The organism is Marinobacterium sp. xm-d-564, assembly GCF_013283345.1.
GTDB lineage: Bacteria > Pseudomonadota > Gammaproteobacteria > Pseudomonadales > Balneatricaceae > Marinobacterium_E.
The window spans coordinates 334,721-357,139 of record NZ_WBYO01000001.1 but is presented as its reverse complement, the minus strand read 5'-3'; the positions used below and the strand labels follow the sequence as shown (position 1 = coordinate 357,139).

Below are 22,419 nucleotides of genomic sequence, written 5' to 3'. Positions count from 1 at the left end.
TGCCAGCTTATGGAAGGTATCAGCCTCATTGTCGGACTAGGCAACCCAGGTGCTGAGTATCACGAAACACGCCATAACGCTGGTGCAGAACTGGTTGAGCAGCTCGCTGCTCAACACAGTTCACCTCTTCAGCCCAACAAAAACTACTTTGGGCTCTACAGCAAGATCCTAATCAACGGACAACCCGTTCATCTATTGGTCCCAACGACCTTTATGAACCGGTCAGGCAAAGCCGTTGCAGCACTTGCAAACTTTTTTAAGATTCCCATTCAATCCATTTTGGTCGCTCACGATGAGCTGGATCTACCACCGGGTGTATCACGTCTAAAAAAAGGCGGCGGTCACGGTGGACACAATGGTTTGCGTGACATTATTGCCAGCATGGGCAATAACAAAGATTTTTACCGCCTCCGTTTAGGTATTGGACATCCGGGCAGCGCTCAACAGGTTGCAGGATTTGTACTGCGCAAAGCACCGATTGCTGAACGTAACTCTACCCAACAGGCGATTGATGAAACGTTGAGATACATCCCGATGATTGTCTCAGGGGATCATGCCAAAGCAATGAACACACTTCACAGTTTTAACGCATCAGCGAAATAGGACAGTATCATGGGATTTAAATGTGGCATCGTCGGCCTACCAAACGTCGGCAAATCAACGCTCTTTAACGCGCTTACTAAAGCGGGTATCGATGCAGAGAATTTCCCATTCTGTACAATCGAGCCGAACTCAGGCATCGTGCCTATGCCAGATCCACGCCTAAACGCACTGGCGGAGATCGTAAACCCAGAGCGCATCTTGCCAACCACGATGGAGTTTGTTGACATTGCAGGCTTGGTAGCAGGCGCCTCTAAAGGCGAAGGTCTTGGTAACAAATTCCTTGCTAACATTCGTGAAACGGATGCCATTGCACACGTGGTTCGCTGTTTCGAAGATGAGAACGTCATCCACGTCGCTAACCGCATCCACCCACTAGAAGACATTGAGACAATCAACCTTGAGTTGGCTCTGTCAGATCTAGAGTCCTGTGAGAAGCAGCTACAGCGTGTGCAACGTTCAGCTAAAGGCGGTGACAAAGAGGCAGTGGCACAGAAAGCCCTGCTGGAAAAACTGATCCCTCACCTATCAGAAGGTCAGCCAGTTCGCTCCCTAGAGCTCTCTGACGACGAGCAGAAGCTAACGAAGGGATTCCACCTACTAACGACTAAACCGACTATGTACATCGCTAACGTCTCTGAAGAGGGCTTTGAAGATAACCCTCATCTAGATGCGGTTCGTGAATTTGCCGCTAATGAGAACGCTGAAGTCGTTGCGATCTGTAACAAGCTAGAGTCTGAAATCTCTGAACTGGAAGATGACGAGCGCCTTGAGTTTCTACAAGACATGGGCATGGAAGAGCCCGGCTTGGATCGTGTGATTCGCGCTGGTTACCAGCTACTGGGTCTGCAAACCTACTTCACAGCCGGTGTTAAAGAGGTCCGCGCTTGGACCGTCAAGATCGGCGCTACCGCGCCACAGGCTGCAGGCGTCATCCACACCGATTTCGAAAAAGGCTTCATCCGCGCTGAGACGATCAGCTACGATGATTTCATCGAATATAAAGGTGAAAAAGGCGCTAAAGAGGCGGGTAAAGCTCGCCTAGAAGGTAAAGATTACATCGTCAAAGATGGCGACGTTATCCACTTCCGTTTCAACGTTTAAAACGAAAATTTGTGAATTGATCAGCGATTGATCGATTCACAATTTTATCAGGCCGAATTTGGGTTTTTCCCTTAGATTCTATTGACATAGAAGCCTATAGAAGGAATAATTCGCGGCCTTGAAAGATGGCAATGTAGCTCAGTTGGTTAGAGCAACGCATTCATAATGCGTGGGTCACAGGTTCGAATCCCGTCATTGCCACCATCTAGGGGTATAGCCAAGTGGTAAGGCAGGAGGTTTTGATCCTCCCATGCGCAGGTTCGAGTCCTGCTACCCCTGCCATCTAAGTCTTTCAAGCATGGCAATGTAGCTCAGTTGGTTAGAGCAACGCATTCATAATGCGTGGGTCACAGGTTCGAATCCCGTCATTGCCACCATTCTAGGGGTATAGCCAAGTGGTAAGGCAGGAGGTTTTGATCCTCCCATGCGCAGGTTCGAGTCCTGCTACCCCTGCCATTTTTTTGAGTAATACTGCTTCATCACCACATCAATCTCATATTTCCATCGCGACCTTTTCAAGGACGCTCCAACAGTTAAAACTAAACACTAATGACTTTAGCATTGTTGGAGCCTTATCGCAGATGAGGCGATTTTCTAGGTATTGATCGCGACCTTTTCAAGGACGCTCCAACAGTTAAAACTAAACACTAATGACCGTATGCTTTGTTGGAGCCTTATCGAAGATGAGGCGATTTGCTGACTCTGTGATACTTAATTATGAACGCTCCAACAAAAAACCTCGCCGAAGCGAGGTTTTTTGATTCAGACGCTCAATCACACATCCCGATCGCGGAAACCAATCAAGTATAGAATGCCATCTAGACCTAGGGTACTGATCGACTGTTTAGCATTCTCACGCACTAGAGGTTTGGCTCTAAAGGCAATGCCTAAGCCAGCGATAGAGAGCATTGGCAGGTCGTTTGCACCATCCCCCACTGCGATGGTCTGTTCTAGAGAGACACCCTCTTTGGCGGCAATCTCACGCAGCAGTTCTGCTTTACGCTCACCATTGACTACCGTACCGACCACTTTACCGGTCACTTTGCCATCTTGGATGTCGAGCTCATTGGCGTGAATGTAATCAAAACCTAAACGCTTCTGCAGGAACTTGGCAAAGTAGGTAAAGCCACCTGAAAGGATCGCGGTCTTATACCCCGTGCGTTTAAGCTGCGACATTAGCTGCTCGGCACCTTCGGTCATTTTCAGGCGCTGAGCGATGCCTTCAAGGACCGACTCATCCAACCCTTCCAGAAGAGCCACACGACGCTTAAAGCTCTCATTGAAGTCGATCTCACCGCGCATAGCTGCTTCGGTAATCTCTGAGACTTGTTCACCGACACCGGCCTCTTTGGCCAGTTCATCGATCACTTCCGCTTCAATCAGTGTCGAGTCCATATCGAACACCACCAGACGGCGGTTACGACGATAGATGTCGTCACGCTGGAAGGCGATATCCACACCCAGCTCTGATGCCAAAGTTAGCAGAGTCGCTCGCACTTCAGCTTCATCCGCAGACATATCACGTACAGAGAACTCGACACAGGCCTTGCTGCTTTCCTCTTCAACCTCATCAATTGAGACACGGCCAGATAGGCGTGAGATGTTATCGATATTAAGATCGTAGCGCGCAGCCACCTCAGTTACTTTGGCGATATGCTCAGCCGAAATGCGTCGCGCTAGCAGAGTGATGATATGACGTGACTTACCCTGTGCACCGACCCAGCTTTGGTACTCTTCTAGAGTGACCGGTTCAAAGCGCGGCACCATGTTCATCTCGTGCGCTTTGAACAGCAGATCACGCAGCAGCGGTGAAGATTCAGCCTCATGAGGTACTTTTAACAGTAAACCTAGGGATAGGGTGTTGTGAATGACTGCTTGACCGATGTCTAGAACCTCAACATCGTATTTAGCCAAAATCGTAGTAATACCCGCGGTGACGCCCGGTTTATCGGAACCAGACAAGGTCAACAAAATCAGTTCGTTCATTCTCTTACTCGAGTCAAAGAAAGCTGTATGCGATTATACCCAGTTAAGAGCGCTTGCGCTTAGACGCGCCGCTCTTTTTTGCTCCACGGCTTTTGCTGGCTGTCTTACCGCCAAACTTTTCACCAGAGCCGCCGCCTGAACGACCACCGCTTGAACGCCCAGAGCCTGAACCCTTTCCGCGCGCACCTGATTTAGCACCGCCCTTACCTTTCTGATCAAACAGCCCCATGGCCAAACGCTCTCGGACTGATGGTTTTTTCGTCGGTTTATTTTTCTCTGAATCGAGCAGTTCGAAATCAATCTTGCGCTCATCCAGATTGACCTGTGCAACGCGCACGCCTAATCGATCGCCTAGCTTAAAGACGCGTCTTGTACGTTCGCCGATCAAACGCTGCTTGCCCGCTTCGAACTGGTAGTAATCACTTGGTAGACTGGTGATATGAACGAGACCATCGACAAAAAGATCGTCCAACTCAACAAACACACCAAAGCCTGTTACCGCAGAGACAACGCCAGTGAACTCTTCACCAATCTGGCTCTGCATGTACTCACACTTCAGCCAAGAGATCACGTCACGTGTCGCCTCATCGGCACGACGCTCAGTCATCGAGCAGTGTTCACCGAATTGCAGCATCTGCTCTGCACTGTAGTTCATGACAAAGCTAGGGTTGCGTACAAAACCATCCGGTCTCGCGGCTCCTTTAATCTTCTTATCTTCGTGAATCGCTGATCGAATCATCCGGTGGACAAGAAGATCAGGGTAACGTCGAATCGGTGAGGTAAAGTGAGTGTACTCCTCATACGCCAAACCGAAGTGGCCATGGTTATCTGGGCTATAAACAGCCTGCTGCATAGAGCGAAGCATCATGGTTTGGATAATGTGTCGATCTGGGCGATTTTCGATCGCTGACGCCAGTTTTAGATAGTCCTTAGGCTCCGGTGAATCACCACCCGGTAGCGCCAGACCCAACTCTCCTAAAAAGGCACGCAGGTTTTCCAGACGCTGCTCTTTAGGGCCGTCATGGATGCGGTAAATAGCAGGCTTTTTACGCTTCGCTAAGAACTTTGCCGTTGCCACATTGGCGGCCAACATACACTCTTCGATGAGCTTATGCGCATCATTACGTGTCACGGGTACTATGTTCTGAATCTTACGCTCATCACTAAATACAATGCGTGTTTCGGTGGTGTCGAAATCGATAGCTCCACGATCATCGCGCGCTTCGCGAAGCCGGTGGAACAACCCATGAAGCGTCTGTAGGTGAGGTAACACCTGTTTATATTGATCACGCCACAACTCAGCGTCAGCCGAATCATCATCTCGATCCAACATAGCACCCACTTTGGTGTAGGTCAGACGGGCTTTTGAGTTAATGATTCCTTCAAAAAACTCCGCATCACCGATTGAACCGTCTCGTTTAATATTGAGCTTACAGACCATCGCCAAACGATCAACGTTGGGATTCAGCGAGCAGAGTCCGTTGGATAACAGCTCAGGCAGCATCGGCACAACATACTCTGGAAAGTAGACCGAGTTACCGCGTTTAACCGCCTCTTTATCCAGCTCGCTGTTCGGTTTAACGTAGTAAGAGACATCGGCAATCGCTACCCATAGGCGCCAGCCGCCCATACGCTTCTTCTCAGCATAGACAGCATCATCAAAGTCGCGTGCATCTTCACCATCAATCGTGACAAACGGAAGATCACGCAGATCAACACGATTGGTCTTGTCCTCTTCCCGAACTTCCGGAGTTAAATCACCGATCTCTTGATGAACGCCGGCATTCCACTCATTGGGAATGTCGTGGTTATGAATGGCAACTTGAATCTCCATTCCCGGCGCCAAGTGATCACCCAGTACTTCAACCACTTTGGCGCGCGCGGGGTGGCGCTTATCCGGTTGTTGAACCAACTCAACAACAATCAGTTGACCATCTTCATATTTAAGATCTTTATCAGGATCAGGCATCACCACAATCTGGTTGGTAATACGCTGGTTCTCTGGAATCAGTGAACCGAAGCCATTCTCCCCATCAAAGCGTCCCACCACCTTTTTCAAAGGGCGTTCTAGCAGCTCGATAACTTTGCCTTCTGGACGGCCACGATGATCAGAGCCGATCTCTTGAACAAGAACACGGTCGCCATCAAATAACTGTTTCATCTGGCGAGCACTGATAAACAGATCATCACCACCCGCATCGGGCTTAACAAAGCCGAAGCCATCTCGGTGACCAATGACACGACCAGGTATCAGATCCATCTTCTCAATCAAACCGAATTGATTGCGACGATCCGATATCAACTGCCCATCACGGCACATTGCGATCAAACGACGACGCACCGCTTCAATATCATCAGGATGACTGAGCTTTAGCTCTGCACAAAGGTGCGCATGGCTTATAGGAGCCCCCCACTTTCGAAGAAACTCAATAATGTAGTCTCGACTGGGCACAGGTCGGTCGTATTTACCCGCCTCTTCCTGTGCGTTGGGGTCGTTATCGCGCCACTGTTTACTCATTAATCATCCAATCCATAATAGTGTTTCAGTCATATTAACCTGAAATAAAAAAGCCGGCATCAAGAGCCGGCTTTAACATTAGGGCATTTCGTCTATTTCTGACTCTTCTTTAGGCGGAGGAATCAGATCCTCTTTCGTAATCTTGAGTGCCAACAGCAGATTCGCTGCGACATAGATTGAAGAGTAGGTACCAATCACAACGCCCGCAAGCAGCGCAATGGCAAAGCCACGGATGGTCTCACCACCGAAGACCAACAGCGCAACCAATACGAGCGCTGTGGTTAAAGAGGTCACCAATGTACGGCTCAACGTCTGTGACAGCGAGCTGTTCATTATCTCGATCGGACCACCTTTACGCATGATGCGGAAGTTTTCACGGATACGGTCATAGACAACAATCGTATCGTTCAACGAGTAACCGATCACCGCAAGCACCGCCGCCAAGACCGTTAGATCGAAATCCAACTGCATGATCGAGAAGAAGCCGAGCACGATGGTCACATCGTGAACCAAGGCCAATACAGCACCAAGAGAGAACTTGAATTGGAAACGGAACGCTAGGTAGACCATGATCATCGCTAGCGCCAGCAGCATGCCTAAGCCACCCTGCTCGCGAAGCTCTTCACCGACCTGTGCACCGACATACTCGTTACGACGCAACTCGACAGCAGAACCATCGGCTTTTAGCGCCTCAACTACTTTGTCACCTAACTTAGGGTCGTGCGTCTCACCCAAGCGGATTAACACATCGGTACTGGACCCAAAGTTTTGCACAACGGCATCTTGATAACCCGCCGTCGACAGCTGCTGACGAATAAGGTTCAGATCCGCTGACTCTTCATAACCCACTTCAACCAAGCTACCGCCTGTGAAGTCGAGACCAAAGCGAAGACCGTTAACCGCTAATGTCGCGACTGAAGCGATCATCAAAACGATCGAGAAGATACCAAAGACCTTACGTAGGCCCATGAAATTATAGAGTTTGTGAACTTCTGACATCTCTAGACCTCCTTACAGCTTGATCGACTTAAGTTGTTTGCCGCCATACACCAGATTCACCATCAGGCGAGTCACAAGGATGGCTGTAAACATTGAGGTCAAAATACCGACTGACAGCGTAATCGCGAACCCTTTCACTGGTCCCGTACCCATCGCAAATAGGATCAACGCTGCGATCAATGTCGTGACGTTGGCATCCAAAATCGTTGTGAAGGCACGTGCAAAACCGGAGTGAATCGCTGATTGCACCGGCATACCGACCTTAAGCTCCTCTTTGATGCGCTCAAAGATCAGCACGTTGGCATCTACCGCCATACCGACGGTCAAAACAATACCCGCGATACCCGGCAGGGTCAGAGTGGCCGATAGAATCGACATAACCGACACCAGCATCACCAGGTTAAGTGTCAATGCAATGTTGGCGATTAAACCAAATACACGGTAGTAAGCCAGCATAAAGAGCATCACCACAGCGAAACCGATTTGAACGGACGTCAAACCAAGCTCGATGTTTTCAGCACCCATCGATGGACCTACGGTACGCTCTTCGACGAAGTAGATAGGTGCTGCTAGTGCACCAGCGCGTAGCAACAGCGCCAACTCAGACGCTTCTTGCGGGTTATCTAGACCGGTAATACGGAAACTAGAGCCCAACGCACTCTGAATCGTTGCAAGGGAGATGATCTTCTTCTCAACGTATGGCACACGTTTTTCAACCTGCTGACCATCAACCGTCTCAGTCACCATACGCGCTTTAAACTCGACAAACAGAACCGCCATGCGACGTTGAATAGCATCACGCGTCGTGCGGTTCATCAGCTGTCCCCCTTTGGAATCAAGGCTGATTGATACCTGAGGCATGCCGTTCTCATCGAAGTTCGACTGCGCATTAGAGACGCTAGAGCCGGTAATGATGACATCACGTTCAAGGTTCGCTTTACGGTTCTCATCTGAACGGAATGAGTAGGTCTCAGTCAGCGCACGAGAGGTGTCAGGTTTTGCTTCTAGACGGAACTCAAGGTTAGCGGTTTTACCAATGATACGTTTAGCGGCGGCCGCATCCTGAATACCCGGCAACTGAACCACGATACGGTTACGACCTTGGCGCTGTACCAGCGGCTCAGCCACACCCAGTTCGTTGACACGGTTACGCAGCGTTGTCAGGTTCTGCTTAACGGCATAATCTTCAATATCACGCAGTGTCTGCTCACTCAAAGAGATCTGCAGGCTCGAGTAGTCCTCTTCATCCAGATCAGTGATCAAAAACTCCTGGTAGCTCTTTCTGAGTAGCGAAGAGGCCTCATCACGCGTAGCAGCATCGGCAAAGCGAACCGCTAGCGTACCATCATCCAGAGTCTCTACCTGACGGTAACGCAGACGCTCTTTACGCAGGTTAGATTTGATCTCACTGACGTACACTTCAAGACGCTGAGAGACGGCAGTCACCATATCCACTTCTAGCAGGAAGTGGACACCACCTCGAAGGTCCAGACCCAGTTTCATTGGGCCGGCACCGATGTCTGTCAGCCAGCTAGGTGTCGTGGGTGCTAGGTTTAAAGCTACGGTGTAATTTTCACCCAGGATACGGCCGATCACTTCACGGCCACGTAGCTGAGCATCACCATCGGCAAAGCGGATCAGACCTTTACCCTCTTCTGCTTCAAGCGATTTGTACTCGATCTGGTTGTTATCCAGAGCAGCCGTCACGCGAGCAAGAGTGCGATCATCCACTTTAAAATCTTGTTTGGAACCCGACACTTGAACCGCAAAGTCGTCAGGGTAGAGGTTTGGCATAGCGTAGATAGCTGCGAACAAAAGTGTCACAACAATCATCAAGCTTTTCCAAAGAGGAAAACGATTGAGCATTACAGGCCCATCCTTTTAAAAACAGAAAAGCGCCGTTACCGTTCAGTAACAGCGCTGTAAGCAAGGTCGATTAAATACCTTTAATAGTGCCTTTTGGCAGTTCAGACGCAACGTGAGTCTTCTGGAACTTAAGCTCAACACCTTCTGATACTTCAAGTGCAATGTAGTCGTCAGACACACGAACAACCTTACCGATGATACCGCCAGCGGTGATCACTTCATCACCTTTAGCAAGACCAGATACCAGTGCTTTATGCTCCTTCTGACGTTTTGCTTGTGGGCGCCACATGAAGAAGTAGAAGATCAAACCGAAACCCAGTAGGAAAATAAGGTTAAACATACCTGGATCGGTAGCACCAGCTGCACCTTCAGCGTAAGCAGGTGAAATAAAGAAGCTCATTAAAAGCACTCCTGTAACATCATTTATATAAGTTTATTTAAGTCATTCAGCCAACGCTGGCGTTTCCATGCCACGTCGACGGTAGAACTCATCTACGAAGGCGGTCAATGTACCCTGTTCAAGGGCTCCACGCAAACCTGCCATCAAGTCTTGGTAGTAGTGCAAGTTGTGAATCGTATTCAACTGCGAGCCCAGAATCTCGCCACACTTATCAAGGTGGTGCAGGTAAGATCGACTGAAGTTCTGACAGGTGTAACAACCGCACTCCGCATCCACTGGTCCAATATCTGTTTTATGGGACGAGTTACGGATTTTTACAACCCCTTCACGGGTAAATAAAAAGCCGTTTCGTGCATTTCGAGTTGGCATGACACAATCGAACATATCAACCCCACGACGCACCCCTTCCACCAAATCTTCAGGCTTGCCCACACCCATCAGATAACGTGGCTTATCTTCCGGCATCTTATGAGCCAAATGATCCAACACTTTGATCATCTCATGCTTAGGCTCACCCACCGACAGACCACCAATGGCATAGCCGTCAAAGCCAATATTGGTGAGCCCCTCTAGAGATTCATCACGCAGGTGTTCATACATACCACCCTGCACAATACCGAACAACGCCGAGGGACTGTCACCGTGCGCATCTTTAGATCGCTGTGCCCATCGCAGAGAGAGACGCATAGAGTCAGCCGCCTCCTGCTCAGTGGCAGGGTAAGGTGTACACTCATCAAAAATCATAACGATGTCAGACCCTAGCTTGCGCTGTACTTCCATCGAGACTTCGGGGCTGACAAAGACCTTGTCACCATTCACAGGCGATTGAAAAGAGACGCCCTCTTCTGTGATCTTGCGCATTTTACCTAGGCTAAATACCTGGAAGCCGCCTGAGTCAGTCAGTATCGGTTTATCCCACTGCATAAAGTCGTGAAGATCGCCATGAAGTTCGATCAGATCGGTACCAGGACGTAACATCAGGTGGAATGTATTACCCAATAAGATATGAGCACCTGTCGCCTCGACATCACGCGGCAGCATGCCCTTGACGGTTCCATAGGTACCCACAGGCATAAATGCAGGGGTTTCGACCTCACCACGCGGGAAGGTCAAACGACCACGACGCGCTTTACCTTCGCTCGTAATCGTCTCAAATTTCATAAAACAGTGACGGCTCATCTACTTTCCTGCTTAACCTTGGGTGTTGCGCGTTAAGAACATCGCATCACCGTAACTAAAAAATCGATATTTCTGCTCAACGGCCTCTTCATAAGCCGCCATGGTCGTTTCATACCCCGCAAACGCAGAGACCAACATCAACAGTGTCGACTCCGGAAGGTGGAAATTGGTGACCAGAGCATCCACCACTTTGTATTGATAGCCTGGGTAGATAAAGATCTGCGTATCGCCAAAGGTTGGCTCAATACGCCCTGATTGGGCTGCTGATTCAAGCGAGCGCACACTGGTCGTGCCCACCGCAATGACTCGATTACCTCTAGCCTTGGCCGCGTTTACCGCATCACATACCGATTGATCGACCTCGATGTACTCGGCATGCATCTCATGGGTCTTAATGTTATCCACCTTAACCGGACGAAAGGTACCCGCGCCGACATGCAGAGTGACAAACGCACGCTCTACACCTTTGGCTTCTAACTTAGCGATCAACTCATCATCAAAGTGCAGACCAGCAGTTGGCGCTGCGACAGCCCCTGGCTTTTTGTTGTAAACAGTCTGATAACGTTCACGGTCAGAGAGTTGGTCCTCACGTTTGATATATGGCGGCAATGGCATGTGGCCAACACGCTCTAGCGCTTCAATGATCGACTCGTCAATATCAAACTGCAGATCGAACAGGCCATTTTCACGACCTACGACCTCTGCGTTTATACCCCCTTCGAACTGCAGTTTAGCGCCCTCTTTTGGAGTACGACTGGCACGCAGATGGACAAGGGCACGCTTCTCACCGATGACACGCTCTACCAACAACTCAACCTTACCGCCACTCTCCTTCTGCCCAAACAGACGTGCCGGAATGACCCGAGTATCGTTAAAGACCATCAGATCACCAGGTTCGACCAGATCGAGAATGTCGCCAAACGAGCCATGCACACGTTCACCCGTATTCCCATCGACCTGCAACAGGCGACTGGCGGTACGTTGTTCTAACGGGAAGTGTGCGATCAACTCTTCAGGCAGATCAAAATCAAAATCACTAAGCTTCATAGATACCGAGCGTTAAAATTGCGGGGCGCAAATATTAACAAAATCTACTTAAAAACGTCACAGAAGATTGACCTATTCTGAAACCCGCTTATAATGCGCCACACTCTCTGCCGGTGTGGTGGAATTGGTAGACACGACGGATTCAAAATCCGTTGCCTATAAAGCGTGTCGGTTCGAGTCCGACCATCGGTACCATTTAATTTTGGTATAGATTACAGAGAGACACTTTAGAAACCTTGAGATCCCTTAAGGTATCCCATTGTTTTCCTTGCGAATCCTCATGATCCGCGTCCCAGGAGTAGACAATGGCGTATACACAAAAGCATCCTTCGTACACCTTCGTTAAAGACTCTATCTATTATTTTTCTAGAGCTGTTCCTAGCGATCTTAGACATCACTACAAGTCTTCAAGGATTGTTCAGAGCCTTCGTACCAAATCCTCTAAACGAGCAGCAACAGCATCTAAACTGCTTTCATCTCGCTTAGATGACTACTGGCTAGGTCTGCGTTTAAAGGAGATGAACGTGCCTGCAGCTCACCTACTGACATCTCAAGCAACCACGAATCTGGACTCCACTCTTCCTACAATAGATGAAGCTATGGAGACTTACCTTTCAATTAAAGGACGGAGCAAAGGAAAGTATTTCTTTAGCCACACCAAGAGAGCTATTGGCTACCTGAAGGAATGTTTGGGAATTCGCCGCTTAGACCAATACACAACAGCAGACGCATCAAAACTAAGAGACTGGCTGCTTGATCGTGGGTCTCAAATGAGTTCCATTCAGCGTAATTTCGCGTGTATTAAAGCTGTTGTGTCTTTTGCAATTAATGAGCTTGGACTTGAGTGTAATAACGCCTTCCAAGGTGTTTACCTTGCTAATGATAGTGAGAAGCAAAAACGCCTACCTATTCCATTAAATAGCATCCAAAAGATTCAACAGGAATGCATGGTTTTAGATGATGACCTAAGACATCTCATAGCTCTCATCAGTGACACAGGTATACGCCTAGGAGAGGCTGTAGGGCTTCTTAGAACGGATATTATCCTTGAAACAGAAACACCGCATATCATAATCCAAAAGCACTCACACAGGCCCTTAAAGACCTCTGCAAGCGCTAGAGTTATTCCTCTCGTAAGGTCTTCATTGTGGGCTGCTAAACGACTCCTAGAGAGCCCCCTAAATGAGTTTTGCTTCCCAAGATATGCAAACCAAAATGAATGTAAAACAAACTCTGCAAGCGCCGCTTTGAACAAGTGGATAAAAATAATTGCAGGAAAGGACGCCGTTATTCACGGACTACGCCACAGTTTTAGAGATAGATTGAGAGCATCAGATGCACCTTCAGAACTTATAGACCAACTAGGTGGCTGGAGTGTTCAAAGTGTTGGGCAAGGCTATGGTAATGGCTATCCACTTAATGCCTTGCACAACTGGATGACCAGAGCTATGCGCGTTAATGATAACGACTAACGGCACTAAGGCGTCATCTACCTCGGACCGGGAGATGGCGGCTAAGCGCACATTCCTGACGTTAATCCAATGTAAAGATCGAAGGTATTTTCCCTGAAGCGGACATGACGCTTGTCAAGCGGAAGGGCAAAGTTCCCGGAATAGCTTCCTGGACTATCTCAAGCTTCATTTCTGGCGTGTAGCGACGCCGGGGTGGAAGTGTGGATTCGAGCACAATAAGTTCCCATTAAAATTTAGGGTAAGCGGATTAAATGGTTGATCTTACCTTTGCATGAGAGTGAGACAGACCGGCATCTCATCGGATTATCTGGTTGATGCTTCACCTACTGCTGGTGCATGTTTCCTTCGCTAATTCCAGCAAGAACCCCACACGCCTCAACTTCCCGGTCATCGTTGCAACTCGCTCTCAGTGAAACGAGTTGTTTCTCAAGCGCTTGCAGAGCGGTTATCTGCGACCGCACATGAGAGATGTGATCATCGAGCAAGGTGTTGACGGCGGTACAAGGCTGATGAGGGTCGTCCTGATAGCTCTGTAGTTCGTGAATCTCAGCCAGTGACAGGCCCAGGATTCTGCAGCGACGGATGAAGGCCACCCCCTCACCATGCTTCTCGGTATAGACACGGTAACCGTTGTCCTGCCGATCAGGCGGCGGCAACAAGCCCTGCTGTTCATAGAAGCGGATCGTCTGTGTTTCGACCCCTACCAACTGCGCCAACTGACCAATGCGCATCAGCCTCCTCCCCAACGGATTCTTTACTCTATTGACCTTATAGTAGCTTTATAGTTTTAAATGGTACCACAACATTGTTCAAGTGGAGTCGTATCATGAGCAAATCCTGTGGTGGCGCCTGTGGCGGTGATGCAACGTCCGCAGCGGATACCGATATACAGGCCTCCTCCGAGGCGCCAGGGAGATGGGTCAGTGTTTATGCCGTGCCGAAGATGGACTGTCCATCAGAAGAACGAATGATTCGCCTAGCCCTGAACGGCTTTGAGGAGATTCGGGCGCTGTCCTTCGACTTGTCGAACCGCCGGCTGAAGGTCGTGCATGACGGCGAGGTCGAGCCCGTCACCTCGAAACTGAAGACCTTGGGGCTAGGCGCCTCGCTTCAGGAAACCGTCGCTGCAAATCTGGAGACCATCAAGGCCGCCGAGTTTTCGGCAGCTTCTGCTAAGCAAGAATCCGGGACCCTGCGCTGGTTGCTCGGCATCAATGCACTTCTGTTCGTGGTGGAAATGACTGCCGGTCTGATCGCCCGGTCCACCGGCCTGATTGGAGAATCCCTGGACAATTTTGCCGATGTGGCGGTGTACGGGCTTGCCCTTTATGCGGTTGGACATAGCGTGAAAATGCAGGTACGTGCCGCGCATCTTGCTGGTGTACTGCAACTGATCTTGGCTGTGGGCGTGCTCGTAGAGGTGGTGAGACGCTTTGTATTCGGTAGTGAGCCTGAATCGCTGGTGATGATGGCTATCGCATTCGTCGCATTGATTGCCAATACCAGTTGTCTGCTGCTCATATCCAAACATCGGGAAGGCGGGGCGCACATGAAGGCAAGCTGGATATTCTCGGCCAACGACGTGGTGATCAACCTGGGGGTCATCACCGCCGGCGCCCTGGTCGCGTGGACCGGTTCCAATTATCCGGATCTGATTATCGGCACCATCGCGGGGGGCATTGTACTTAACGGTGCCAGACGCATTTTGGCGTTGAAGGGTTAAATAATGCTCATTATTGGCAAAAAGCTCTCGCCGTATGCCCTATTGTCCATATCGGGCCTGCTGGCAGCGTCTGATCAGGCTGTAAAGTGGCTGGTGCAGCAATCAATGGCCTATGGCGAGTATGTTTCGGTGACCCCGTTCTTTAACTGGGTGCACCTATGGAACACCGGTGCCGCATTCAGTCTTTTTGCGAATGGTGGAGGCTGGCAGCGCTACTTTTTTATCGGAATCGCGGTAGTGGTCACGATTTTTCTGATCAAGCTGATCCTTGAAAATCGTCATAAAGGAGAAGCCATCGCTTACAGTCTTATCCTCGGTGGCGCCATGGGCAACCTGATTGACCGGGTCTTTCGCGGCTATGTTGTGGATTCCTTTGATTTCTATTGGCGAGACTGGCATTGGCCGGCCTTCAACCTGGCTGATATTGCAATTGTCCTCGGTGCCTTACTTTTCGTTTCCAGCAGCTTGTTGGGTAAAAAAGCAAACACCAATGCCGAGCCGGATGGATCTGACTGACACCTACGCTTATACAACACCATGACCGAACTTCCCGACAACATCCTTCACCTGCCGCAATACCAAGTACTGGGCTGCAAATCAACCGACGACGAAATGCACTTCCAGGTGGACGTGCCCGATCCCATCGCCTGCGAGGAATGCGGCGTGCAGGGTGAGCTCGTACGGTTCGGCAAGCGTGACGTTCCCTATCGTGATCTGCCCATCCACGGCAAGCGGGTCACTCTCTGGGTGGTCCGCCGCCGATACACCTGCCGGGCCTGCAAGACAACATTCAGGCCCCAGCTACCGGAGATGGTGGACGGATTCCGTATGACACTGCGGCTGCATGAGTACGTGGAGAAGGAATCCTTCAACCACCCCTACACCTTTGTGGCGGCACAGACCGGCCTGGACGAGAAGACGGTGCGCGACATCTTCAACGCCCGCGCCGAGTTCCTGGGGCGCTGGCACCGCTTCGAGACGCCCCGCATCCTGGGCATTGACGAGCTATACCTGAACAAGCGCTACCGCTGCATTCTGACCAACATTGAGGAGCGAACCCTGCTCGACCTGCTGGCCACCCGCCGCCAGGACGTGGTGACCAACTACCTGATGAAGCTGAAAGACCGGCAGAAGGTCGAGATCGTCAGCATGGACATGTGGAACCCCTACCGGGCAGCGGTCAAGGCTGTGCTGCCCCAGGCCCGTATCGTGGTCGATAAGTTCCATGTGGTGCGCATGGCCAACGATGCCCTAGAGAAAGTGCGCAAGGGCCTCAGAAAGGAGCTGAAACCGTCCCAGAGCCGGACTCTCAAGGGAGACCGGAAAATCCTGCTGAAACGCGCTCACGAAGTCTCAGACCGGGAGCGCCTCATCATGGAGACCTGGACAGGCGCGTTCCCGCAACTGCTGGCCGCCTACGAGCACAAGGAGCGCTTCTACGGCATCTGGGACGCCACCACACGGCTCCAGGCAGAAGCCGCCCTGGACGAGTGGATAGCCACCATCCCGAAGGGCCAAAAGGAAGTCTGGAGCGATCTGGTCAGGGCAGTGGGAAACTGGCGCGAAGAGACCATGACCTACTTCGAGACGGACATGCCCGTCACCAACGCTTACACGGAGTCCATCAACCGACTGGCCAAGGACAAGAACCGTGAAGGGCGCGGTTACTCCTTCGAGGTGATGCGGGCACGAATGCTCTACACCACGAAGCACAAGAAGAAGGCACCGACTGCGAAGGTCTCTCCTTTCTACAAGAAAACCATCGGTTACGGACTGCCGGACTTCGCAGAGGAACTCAACTACGGAGTCGATCTATCAACCATCTGAGGGTGGTATCAGATTGATGGGGTGAAGGTGCCCCATCAACCATTAAATCCGTATACCCAATATTTTTCGCGCTGGCTGTTGATGTAAAGCTGCGAGCCACTTCCGCAATGAGCGATGCGGGATCAAAAGCGACTGGATTGAGGTCCAACTCGTCGGCTTCAATTTTGGAGAAATCGAGAATATCGTTGATAATCTGCAACAGATTTTTAGCACTGCTTTGCAGCTGCCGGACAAGCATCTCCTGATTTGATGAGAGCTTAGAGCGCAATAACAGGTCGGCAATCCCCGTCACGCCGTTCATCGGGGTGCGAATCTCGTGGCTCATATTGGCCAGAAACTCACTCTTAGCGACGTTAGCGGATTCAGCTTTCTTCTTTAGCTCAATTAGTATGTGCTCTTTCTGCTCCGCCTCCTGCAGTGCCCGATAGCCTGTGCCGTAAAGCAGCTCAATAACGCGCTCGAGCTGGTCGATCTCATCCTGTTTGTGTGCGTGTCTCGGCGAGAGTCGAGTGATGCGTTCATGAAGGTTCCCCGCGCGCAGATCATCCTCTGTCACCTCGCCCCAGATAGAGGCCATAGTGGAGATACGCCGCGTCACCAACACCTGAAAGATAAGGGTGAGAACCCCTGCAATCACCAGTATAACCAGTGAGTTAGCGATCAGCGCGCGCAGCCCTTCAGTGGCTAACTGGTCGCGCACGCGGTCCAGATCACTGCGCAGCACCAGCGTGCCGACCAAAACGGACTGATCACGAATATCGACATTGCTGAGTTCAAAGCGCTGCTCCAGAAACTCCTCTTCATTGGCCGCACCATAAACGCGCGGAGCCTCACTCTCTCCTATGATCAGTTGACCACTTGAGATAAAGGGTTGTTGAACCATCGCCTGCATCTGAAGATCTGCCTGAGCCAGGTCATAGGACCACAGACTTTGCGTCAAACTGGGTTTAAAGGTTTCCCCGACGGCGCGTATATTCTCATTAACCTGCGCCAGCCTGGATTGATACTCAAGCAAAAACTGCACGCCCGAAACCAAAAGGGAGGCCAGAATCCCTGCGAATACAGCCCACCAAACAATTTTTCGAGCGATCTTACGTTCCTTCAACGCGCACCTTCCTTTGAGCAGATCGGGAGTTGAATTATTTAAGGATAGACGCTTACGAGCGCGGCGTGGTTGACCCGAGTCAAGGAGAGGTCAGATTAGCGGCTAAGGCGAGCCAGATAGGTCGATTTCGTCTCGCACAGGTTAAGTTCTGCGAGTTGATCTTCCATCGCTTTTAGGGCGGTATTCGGTAGTTTGTCTATAACCGTTGCTGTGACGCGACGGTGCGAATCCTGAACAAAAAAGGTGGGTGGAAGGGTGAGTGTTTGAAAATAGCGTTCGCTATCAACCAGGGTTGAAACATAAGCTGTCCCGTTTAAATCAGTCCAGGCGGGGTCCTCAATCTCGAGCGTGCCGGTACTGCAACTGACTTGCGCTTGCGGCAGATCTTTTGCGCCACCCGCGCCGGTTGATTCAAAAAGTTGAGTTGGATCGGCGCCCGCTAGAATGGCCGCCTGTTGATCTGCAACGGAGGGGCTCGAGGCTGGCTTAACGGCGGTTTGGCTAGCCACCACTGTGCTCGACTGCCCGATCAATGCACCGGCGCCATCCACAAGAAACTTCATAACCAGCCCAAATGCCAGCACTGCGAAAAACAGCTTGAAGTTAAGTAGAAAATTAAGCATCAAAAACGTACGGGTTTTAGTTTTTTAACACTCTAACCGGTACCGCCAGAATTGCAAAACTATTCCACTAAAATAGAATGATTTTTATTACATCAACGATTCGGCGCCAAAATAAACGTCTGTTTTTAGCAACACCGCAAATTAAAATCACTAAGCTGAACTTAATTTCCCTGTAGCACACTGATTACTCTGCGCTTTTTTCCTATATTTATCCCTGCTGTCCCATCAGGACACGCAGATGTCTCTCAACCGAGCGAGCCAGGGATCGGTACTCGTAGCCACCCTCAAGCGAGGAGACGACGCGTCCACCCGCATACTTTTCGGCAACTGCCATTATCTTCTCTGTAACCCACTGATAATCAGCATCAGTCAGACTGACCGACGACATATCATCGTCTCGGTGCGCATCAAAACCCGCTGAGATAAAGATAAATTCTGGTTCAAAGCGCTCCAGTGCCGGTAGCCAGTGATCAGTCACAGCGGCGCGAAACTCTTCGCTCTTCGCAGTCGCATCCAGTGGAATTGATACCTGGCGATAGGTTTCGGGATAAACCGGCGAGTGTGGGTAGAACGGATGCTGATAGGTTGAGCAAAAGATGATGCGCTCGTCGTCGAGGAAGATCTCCTCGGTACCATTGCCCTGATGTACATCAAAGTCCAGTACAGCGATCCGTTCTACCGGATAATTTTTCAAGAGATGACCCACACCAACGGCTACGTTATTGAAGAAACAGAAGCCCATCGGTTTATCAGACTCGGCATGGTGACCCGGCGGTCTGACCAAACAGAAGGCGTTGGGATTATCGCCTCGCATTACGCGATCAACCCCCTCGACAACGGCTCCGGCTGCGCGCAATGCGGCAGTCAGTGATTGCGGGCAGGCGACCGTGTCCGGATCAAGATAGGTCGAGTCTTCTCGCGGAAACAGACTAAACACCTTATCGACATGCTCAGGGGTGTGAGCGCGTAACAACGCCTCCCGAGTAGCCAGCGGTGCATCGACGTGCGCCAGCCAGTCAAAAAGTTGAGTTTGCATAAGACGGTCATTAATTGCGCGGATGCGACCGGCATTTTCAGGGTGGCCTATACCGGTATCGTGAGCCAGGCAGTCATCATGGCTAATTAGTGCAGTAGTCATCTTTTCTCAACTCTATTTTTATATTCGTGACCCGTGTCAGAGAAATATCAATTTAGCTTGTTAGACTAAGTGCTATTAAGAGCCGGTGCTCTACTGACACTTTAGGATCGCTAATGAGCCAACATTATCTCTCTGCACTATTCACGCCCCAATCAATCGCCATATTCGGTGCCGAAGATGCCTGCGAATCTCTGGGGAGTTTCGTTTTTCGTAATCTTATTGACGCAGGTTTTCGAGGAAAAATCTATCCGATTAGCCCAAAGACTGACAAGGTTCTGGGGCATCAGGCATACGATTCATTGACCCAGGTCGAACAAAAGGTCGATCTGGCCGTGATTACCTCCTCGGTCGATACGGTCGAAGCGCAGGTGCGAGAATGTGGCGAACAGGGTGTCAAGATGCTGCTGATCTTACCAGCCGGTTTTCGTGAGGCGGGTTTCGCCGGGCAAAAGCGTGAAGATGCGGTAATGCAGTTGGTCCGCCATTACGGAATGCGGCTTATGGGCCCAAACTGTCTGGGTTTTGTGCGTCCCTTAGCTAAGGTAAATCTGACGTTCGGCAACAACCAGATTGAGAAAGGCAGTATCGCCCTGCTCTCGCAATCTGGGTCAATCTGTACCGCAATACTGGACTGGGCCGAACTTAACGGTATCGGTTTTTCTACCGTGATCTCAACGGGAATAAACGCTGATCTCGACTTTGGCGATTACCTGGATTATCTGGCCAATGATGGTGCCACCAAAAGCATCCTGCTCTACATGGAGGGGATCCACACGAGCCGACGTTTTATGAGTGCGTTACGCGCAGCAGCACGCATCAAACCGGTCATCGTACTGAAAACCGGTCGTCATGAGAGCGCTGCTCAGGCCTCCTTTTCTCATACGGGGAGTCTCGTAGGTAGCGATGAAGTGTTTTCCGCTGCACTCGAACGCTCGGGTGTCGTGCGCGTCAACACACTCACTCAGCTGTTCGCCGCATCACGTATTTTGGCGGGCGCAAAGACCCTGCCCAAAGGCGAGACGATCGCCATCATTACGAATGGCGGCGGCCCGGGCGTGATGGCCACAGACTGCGCTGCCGATATGGGTGTTGAACTCTCTCAGCTAAGTGATGAAACGCTGGAAAAGCTCAATGCGGTTTTGCCCAACGAATGGTCGCAATCTAACCCGATTGACCTGTCCGGCGACGCTGCTCCGGACCGCTACCGTGAAGCCGTACAGATCTGTTTGGATGCGCCCGAGGTGCACACACTCATTGTCATTTTGACCCCGCAGGCTATGACGCGACCAACCGATGTCGCTCGTGTCATCGCCGATCTGGCCCGCGCATCGCGCAAACCGGTGCTGGTTTCCTGGATGGGCGGGGCTCAGGTTATTGAAGCGCGCAGGCTATTCAATCAGGCCAAGGTACCGCAATTCAAAACGCTTGAGAGCTGTATCGAGGCGTTCTCATACAAAGCCGCGTATCAGCGTACACAGCGCATGCTTCTGCAGGTACCGGGAAAACTCAAGCGCGGTTTTCAGCGCCCCGATAAAGCCACTGCACAAGCGTTGATAAGCTCAGTTATGGACTCAGGCCGCAAGACACTGACTGAGCCGGAGTCCTATCAAGTGATGGATGCGTTTAACATACCTCATGCGCGCGCGGGTGTTGCAAACAGCGCTGATGAGGCGGTCGAACATGCAGAACTGATCGGCTATCCGGTTGTCCTGAAAATTCTCTCGGCCTCGCTAACCCACAAATCTGACGTCGGTGGCGTGCGCCTTAATCTGGTGGATGAAGCCGAAGTGCGCCGAGCCTATATCGAACTGATCGAGCACGTAAGCTACCGAGCACCTGATCTTGAGCTGCATTCAGTCACCGTCGAGAAAATGATTGGCGGCGCGGGAACCCGTGAAGTGATGGTCGGCATTAAGCGTGATCCGGTTTTTGGTCCGGTGATTACGTTTGGCGCCGGTGGCACCTTTATCGAGGCGTTTGATGATGTAAAAGTCGCTTTACCGCCCCTCAACCGAAAGCTCTCGCGTGATCTTATCTACCGTACGCGTATCTCTAAACTGCTCGGCGCCTATCGGCATCTGCCTGCAGCTAAGGTTGAGGCGATCGAAGATATTCTTCTGCGCCTCTCCAACCTCGCCTGTGAGATGCCCTGTATTGAGGAGATGGATATCAATCCGCTGATTGTCGATGATCAGGGCGCAATCGCTGTAGATGCACGAATCAAAGTGAGCAAAGTTGAGCAGTCACGTCCGTACGATCATCTGGCCATCCACCCCTACCCGGTCAACCTGATTAAACAAACGACCCTCAAGAACGGTGAAGAGATTACTATTCGACCCATTCGCCCTGAAGATGCGGAGATTGAGAAACATTTCGTCGATAAGCTCTCCAGCGAAGCCAAATACTTTCGATTTATGAGCGTGGTGCATGAGATCACGCCACAGATGCTGGTCCGCTTTACCCAAATCGACTACGAGGATGAGATGGCGCTGGTCGCGGTGAAAAACGGCGAAACCGAAGTGGAGATCGGTGTCGCTCGCTACGCGACCACGCCAGATCATGAAAGTTGCGAATTTGCGATTGTCATCAACCAGGATTACGAAGGACTTGGCCTGGCCTATCAGCTGATGAGCAGCCTAATCGAGATAGCCCGAGATCGCGGACTTAAGTCGATTTTCGGCGAAATTCTCGCCAATAACCGACATATGCTTAACTTTATGATGAAGCTTGGTTTCAGTATTAAGGGCGATCCGGATGATCCCGGACTTAAGATCGCTACGCTGAAACTGAATGATTAATATTTTTGTGCGCTGCACAATTTTTGTCTATAGT

At 50.7% G+C, this 22,419-nt stretch carries 18 protein-coding genes and 5 tRNA genes; 12 read left to right on the top strand and 11 right to left on the bottom strand.

Annotation, left to right across the window (positions count from 1 at the left end):
• Window positions 1-9 precede the first annotated feature (9 nt).
• The 6 genes from pth (at window position 10) to XMD564_RS01820 (ending at window position 2,160) form a co-directional block, all read left to right on the top strand.
• Entirely contained in the window at window positions 10-603 is a 594-nt protein-coding gene (gene pth, locus XMD564_RS01845; RefSeq protein ID WP_173480639.1) for an aminoacyl-tRNA hydrolase, read from the top strand.
• Between the two features lie 9 nt (window positions 604-612).
• Window positions 613-1,704 carry a redox-regulated ATPase YchF gene (gene ychF / locus XMD564_RS01840; RefSeq protein WP_173495051.1) on the top strand — a complete coding sequence of 364 codons (1,092 nt, stop codon included), beginning with the start codon at window positions 613-615 and terminating at the stop codon, window positions 1,702-1,704.
• A 127-nt stretch (window positions 1,705-1,831) separates the two neighbouring features.
• Window positions 1,832-1,908: transfer RNA gene (locus XMD564_RS01835), tRNA-Met, on the top strand.
• Window positions 1,909-1,911: 3 nt separating this feature from the next.
• Window positions 1,912-1,986: transfer RNA gene (locus XMD564_RS01830), tRNA-Gln, on the top strand.
• Window positions 1,987-2,004: 18 nt separating this feature from the next.
• Window positions 2,005-2,081, top strand: a tRNA-Met gene (locus XMD564_RS01825).
• Window positions 2,082-2,085: 4 nt separating this feature from the next.
• A tRNA-Gln gene (locus XMD564_RS01820) sits at window positions 2,086-2,160 on the top strand.
• A 318-nt stretch (window positions 2,161-2,478) separates the two neighbouring features.
• Here the strand turns inward: XMD564_RS01820 and serB are convergent.
• The 7 genes from serB to queA form a co-directional block, all read right to left on the bottom strand.
• Entirely contained in the window at window positions 2,479-3,690 is a 1,212-nt protein-coding gene (gene serB / locus XMD564_RS01815) for a phosphoserine phosphatase SerB (RefSeq protein WP_173507705.1), read from the bottom strand.
• A 43-nt stretch (window positions 3,691-3,733) separates the two neighbouring features.
• Window positions 3,734-6,208 (bottom strand): ribonuclease R, encoded by a 2,475-nt coding sequence (gene rnr, locus XMD564_RS01810; protein ID WP_173507704.1) that lies wholly within the window; start codon window positions 6,206-6,208, stop codon window positions 3,734-3,736.
• 78 nt (window positions 6,209-6,286) lie between these two features.
• The gene (gene secF / locus XMD564_RS01805; protein WP_173507703.1) at window positions 6,287-7,207 is read right to left on the bottom strand and encodes a protein translocase subunit SecF; all 921 of its coding nucleotides are present in this window, start codon (window positions 7,205-7,207) and stop codon (window positions 6,287-6,289) included.
• Between the two features lie 12 nt (window positions 7,208-7,219).
• Window positions 7,220-9,073, bottom strand: a complete 1,854-nt coding sequence (gene secD, locus XMD564_RS01800; RefSeq protein WP_173507702.1) for a protein translocase subunit SecD — start codon at window positions 9,071-9,073, stop codon at window positions 7,220-7,222.
• A gap of 70 nt (window positions 9,074-9,143) precedes the next feature.
• Window positions 9,144-9,473: a preprotein translocase subunit YajC gene (gene yajC / locus XMD564_RS01795; protein WP_173480633.1), complete on the bottom strand. Its 330-nt coding sequence runs from the start codon at window positions 9,471-9,473 to the stop codon at window positions 9,144-9,146.
• A gap of 42 nt (window positions 9,474-9,515) precedes the next feature.
• A complete protein-coding gene (gene tgt / locus XMD564_RS01790) occupies window positions 9,516-10,634 on the bottom strand; it encodes a tRNA guanosine(34) transglycosylase Tgt (protein ID WP_173483636.1) in 1,119 nt (372 codons plus the stop codon).
• A 30-nt stretch (window positions 10,635-10,664) separates the two neighbouring features.
• On the bottom strand, window positions 10,665-11,699 hold the full coding sequence (queA, locus tag XMD564_RS01785) for a tRNA preQ1(34) S-adenosylmethionine ribosyltransferase-isomerase QueA (RefSeq protein WP_173488631.1): 1,035 nt from the start codon (window positions 11,697-11,699) through the stop codon (window positions 10,665-10,667).
• Window positions 11,700-11,808: 109 nt separating this feature from the next.
• On the opposite strand from queA, the gene XMD564_RS01780 reads away from it, so the two are divergent.
• Window positions 11,809-11,894, top strand: a tRNA-Leu gene (locus tag XMD564_RS01780).
• Between the two features lie 110 nt (window positions 11,895-12,004).
• Window positions 12,005-13,171: a DUF6538 domain-containing protein gene (locus XMD564_RS01775; RefSeq protein WP_173507701.1), complete on the top strand. Its 1,167-nt coding sequence runs from the start codon at window positions 12,005-12,007 to the stop codon at window positions 13,169-13,171.
• A gap of 323 nt (window positions 13,172-13,494) precedes the next feature.
• Here XMD564_RS01775 and cadR read toward each other — a convergent pair whose 3' ends face one another.
• A complete protein-coding gene (gene cadR / locus XMD564_RS01770; protein WP_173507700.1) occupies window positions 13,495-13,902 on the bottom strand; it encodes a Cd(II)/Pb(II)-responsive transcriptional regulator in 408 nt (135 codons plus the stop codon).
• A gap of 95 nt (window positions 13,903-13,997) precedes the next feature.
• Between cadR and XMD564_RS01765 the strand changes: the two genes are divergently transcribed.
• From XMD564_RS01765 to XMD564_RS01755, 3 genes are read left to right on the top strand one after another with little or no spacing between them, the layout of a single operon-like run.
• Complete coding sequence (locus XMD564_RS01765) at window positions 13,998-14,894, top strand: cation transporter (protein ID WP_173507699.1); 897 nt, start codon at window positions 13,998-14,000, stop codon at window positions 14,892-14,894.
• Between the two features lie 3 nt (window positions 14,895-14,897).
• A complete protein-coding gene (lspA, locus tag XMD564_RS01760; RefSeq protein ID WP_173480186.1) occupies window positions 14,898-15,410 on the top strand; it encodes a signal peptidase II in 513 nt (170 codons plus the stop codon).
• A gap of 21 nt (window positions 15,411-15,431) precedes the next feature.
• Window positions 15,432-16,721 (top strand): ISL3-like element ISPpu12 family transposase, encoded by a 1,290-nt coding sequence (locus XMD564_RS01755; RefSeq protein ID WP_010548535.1) that lies wholly within the window; start codon window positions 15,432-15,434, stop codon window positions 16,719-16,721.
• On the opposite strand, the gene XMD564_RS01750 is transcribed toward XMD564_RS01755, so the two are convergent.
• From XMD564_RS01750 to XMD564_RS01740, 3 genes are all read right to left on the bottom strand, one after another.
• Entirely contained in the window at window positions 16,690-17,826 is a 1,137-nt protein-coding gene (locus XMD564_RS01750; protein ID WP_173507698.1) for a histidine kinase dimerization/phospho-acceptor domain-containing protein, read from the bottom strand. The genes XMD564_RS01755 and XMD564_RS01750 overlap by 32 nt on opposite strands.
• Before the next feature lie 95 nt (window positions 17,827-17,921).
• Window positions 17,922-18,389 carry a hypothetical protein gene (locus XMD564_RS01745; protein ID WP_173507697.1) on the bottom strand — a complete coding sequence of 156 codons (468 nt, stop codon included), beginning with the start codon at window positions 18,387-18,389 and terminating at the stop codon, window positions 17,922-17,924.
• A 268-nt stretch (window positions 18,390-18,657) separates the two neighbouring features.
• On the bottom strand, window positions 18,658-19,587 hold the full coding sequence (locus tag XMD564_RS01740; protein WP_173507696.1) for a histone deacetylase family protein: 930 nt from the start codon (window positions 19,585-19,587) through the stop codon (window positions 18,658-18,660).
• A 113-nt stretch (window positions 19,588-19,700) separates the two neighbouring features.
• Here XMD564_RS01740 and XMD564_RS01735 point away from each other — a divergent pair, with 113 nt between their 5' ends.
• Window positions 19,701-22,385: a bifunctional acetate--CoA ligase family protein/GNAT family N-acetyltransferase gene (locus XMD564_RS01735; RefSeq protein WP_173507695.1), complete on the top strand. Its 2,685-nt coding sequence runs from the start codon at window positions 19,701-19,703 to the stop codon at window positions 22,383-22,385.
• Window positions 22,386-22,419: the final 34 nt, after the last annotated feature.

Excerpts from the sequence above, each read along its gene's own strand:
- cadR (WP_173507700.1), bottom strand. The coding sequence starts at position 13,902 with ATGCGCATTGGTCAGTTGGCGCAGTTGGTAGGGGTCGAAACACAGACG.
- XMD564_RS01765 (WP_173507699.1), top strand. The coding sequence starts at position 13,998 with ATGAGCAAATCCTGTGGTGGCGCCTGTGGCGGTGATGCAACGTCCGCA.
- ychF (WP_173495051.1), top strand. The coding sequence starts at position 613 with ATGGGATTTAAATGTGGCATCGTCGGCCTACCAAACGTCGGCAAATCA.
- tgt (WP_173483636.1), bottom strand. The coding sequence starts at position 10,634 with ATGAAATTTGAGACGATTACGAGCGAAGGTAAAGCGCGTCGTGGTCGT.
- secF (WP_173507703.1), bottom strand. The coding sequence starts at position 7,207 with ATGTCAGAAGTTCACAAACTCTATAATTTCATGGGCCTACGTAAGGTC.
- lspA (WP_173480186.1), top strand. The coding sequence starts at position 14,898 with ATGCTCATTATTGGCAAAAAGCTCTCGCCGTATGCCCTATTGTCCATA.
- XMD564_RS01745 (WP_173507697.1), bottom strand. The coding sequence starts at position 18,389 with ATGAAGTTTCTTGTGGATGGCGCCGGTGCATTGATCGGGCAGTCGAGC.
- XMD564_RS01755 (WP_010548535.1), top strand. The coding sequence starts at position 15,432 with ATGACCGAACTTCCCGACAACATCCTTCACCTGCCGCAATACCAAGTA.
- secD (WP_173507702.1), bottom strand. The coding sequence starts at position 9,073 with ATGCTCAATCGTTTTCCTCTTTGGAAAAGCTTGATGATTGTTGTGACA.
- XMD564_RS01735 (WP_173507695.1), top strand. The coding sequence starts at position 19,701 with ATGAGCCAACATTATCTCTCTGCACTATTCACGCCCCAATCAATCGCC.
- queA (WP_173488631.1), bottom strand. The coding sequence starts at position 11,699 with ATGAAGCTTAGTGATTTTGATTTTGATCTGCCTGAAGAGTTGATCGCA.
- yajC (WP_173480633.1), bottom strand. The coding sequence starts at position 9,473 with ATGAGCTTCTTTATTTCACCTGCTTACGCTGAAGGTGCAGCTGGTGCT.
- serB (WP_173507705.1), bottom strand. The coding sequence starts at position 3,690 with ATGAACGAACTGATTTTGTTGACCTTGTCTGGTTCCGATAAACCGGGC.
- XMD564_RS01775 (WP_173507701.1), top strand. The coding sequence starts at position 12,005 with ATGGCGTATACACAAAAGCATCCTTCGTACACCTTCGTTAAAGACTCT.
- rnr (WP_173507704.1), bottom strand. The coding sequence starts at position 6,208 with ATGAGTAAACAGTGGCGCGATAACGACCCCAACGCACAGGAAGAGGCG.
- pth (WP_173480639.1), top strand. The coding sequence starts at position 10 with ATGGAAGGTATCAGCCTCATTGTCGGACTAGGCAACCCAGGTGCTGAG.
- XMD564_RS01740 (WP_173507696.1), bottom strand. The coding sequence starts at position 19,587 with ATGACTACTGCACTAATTAGCCATGATGACTGCCTGGCTCACGATACC.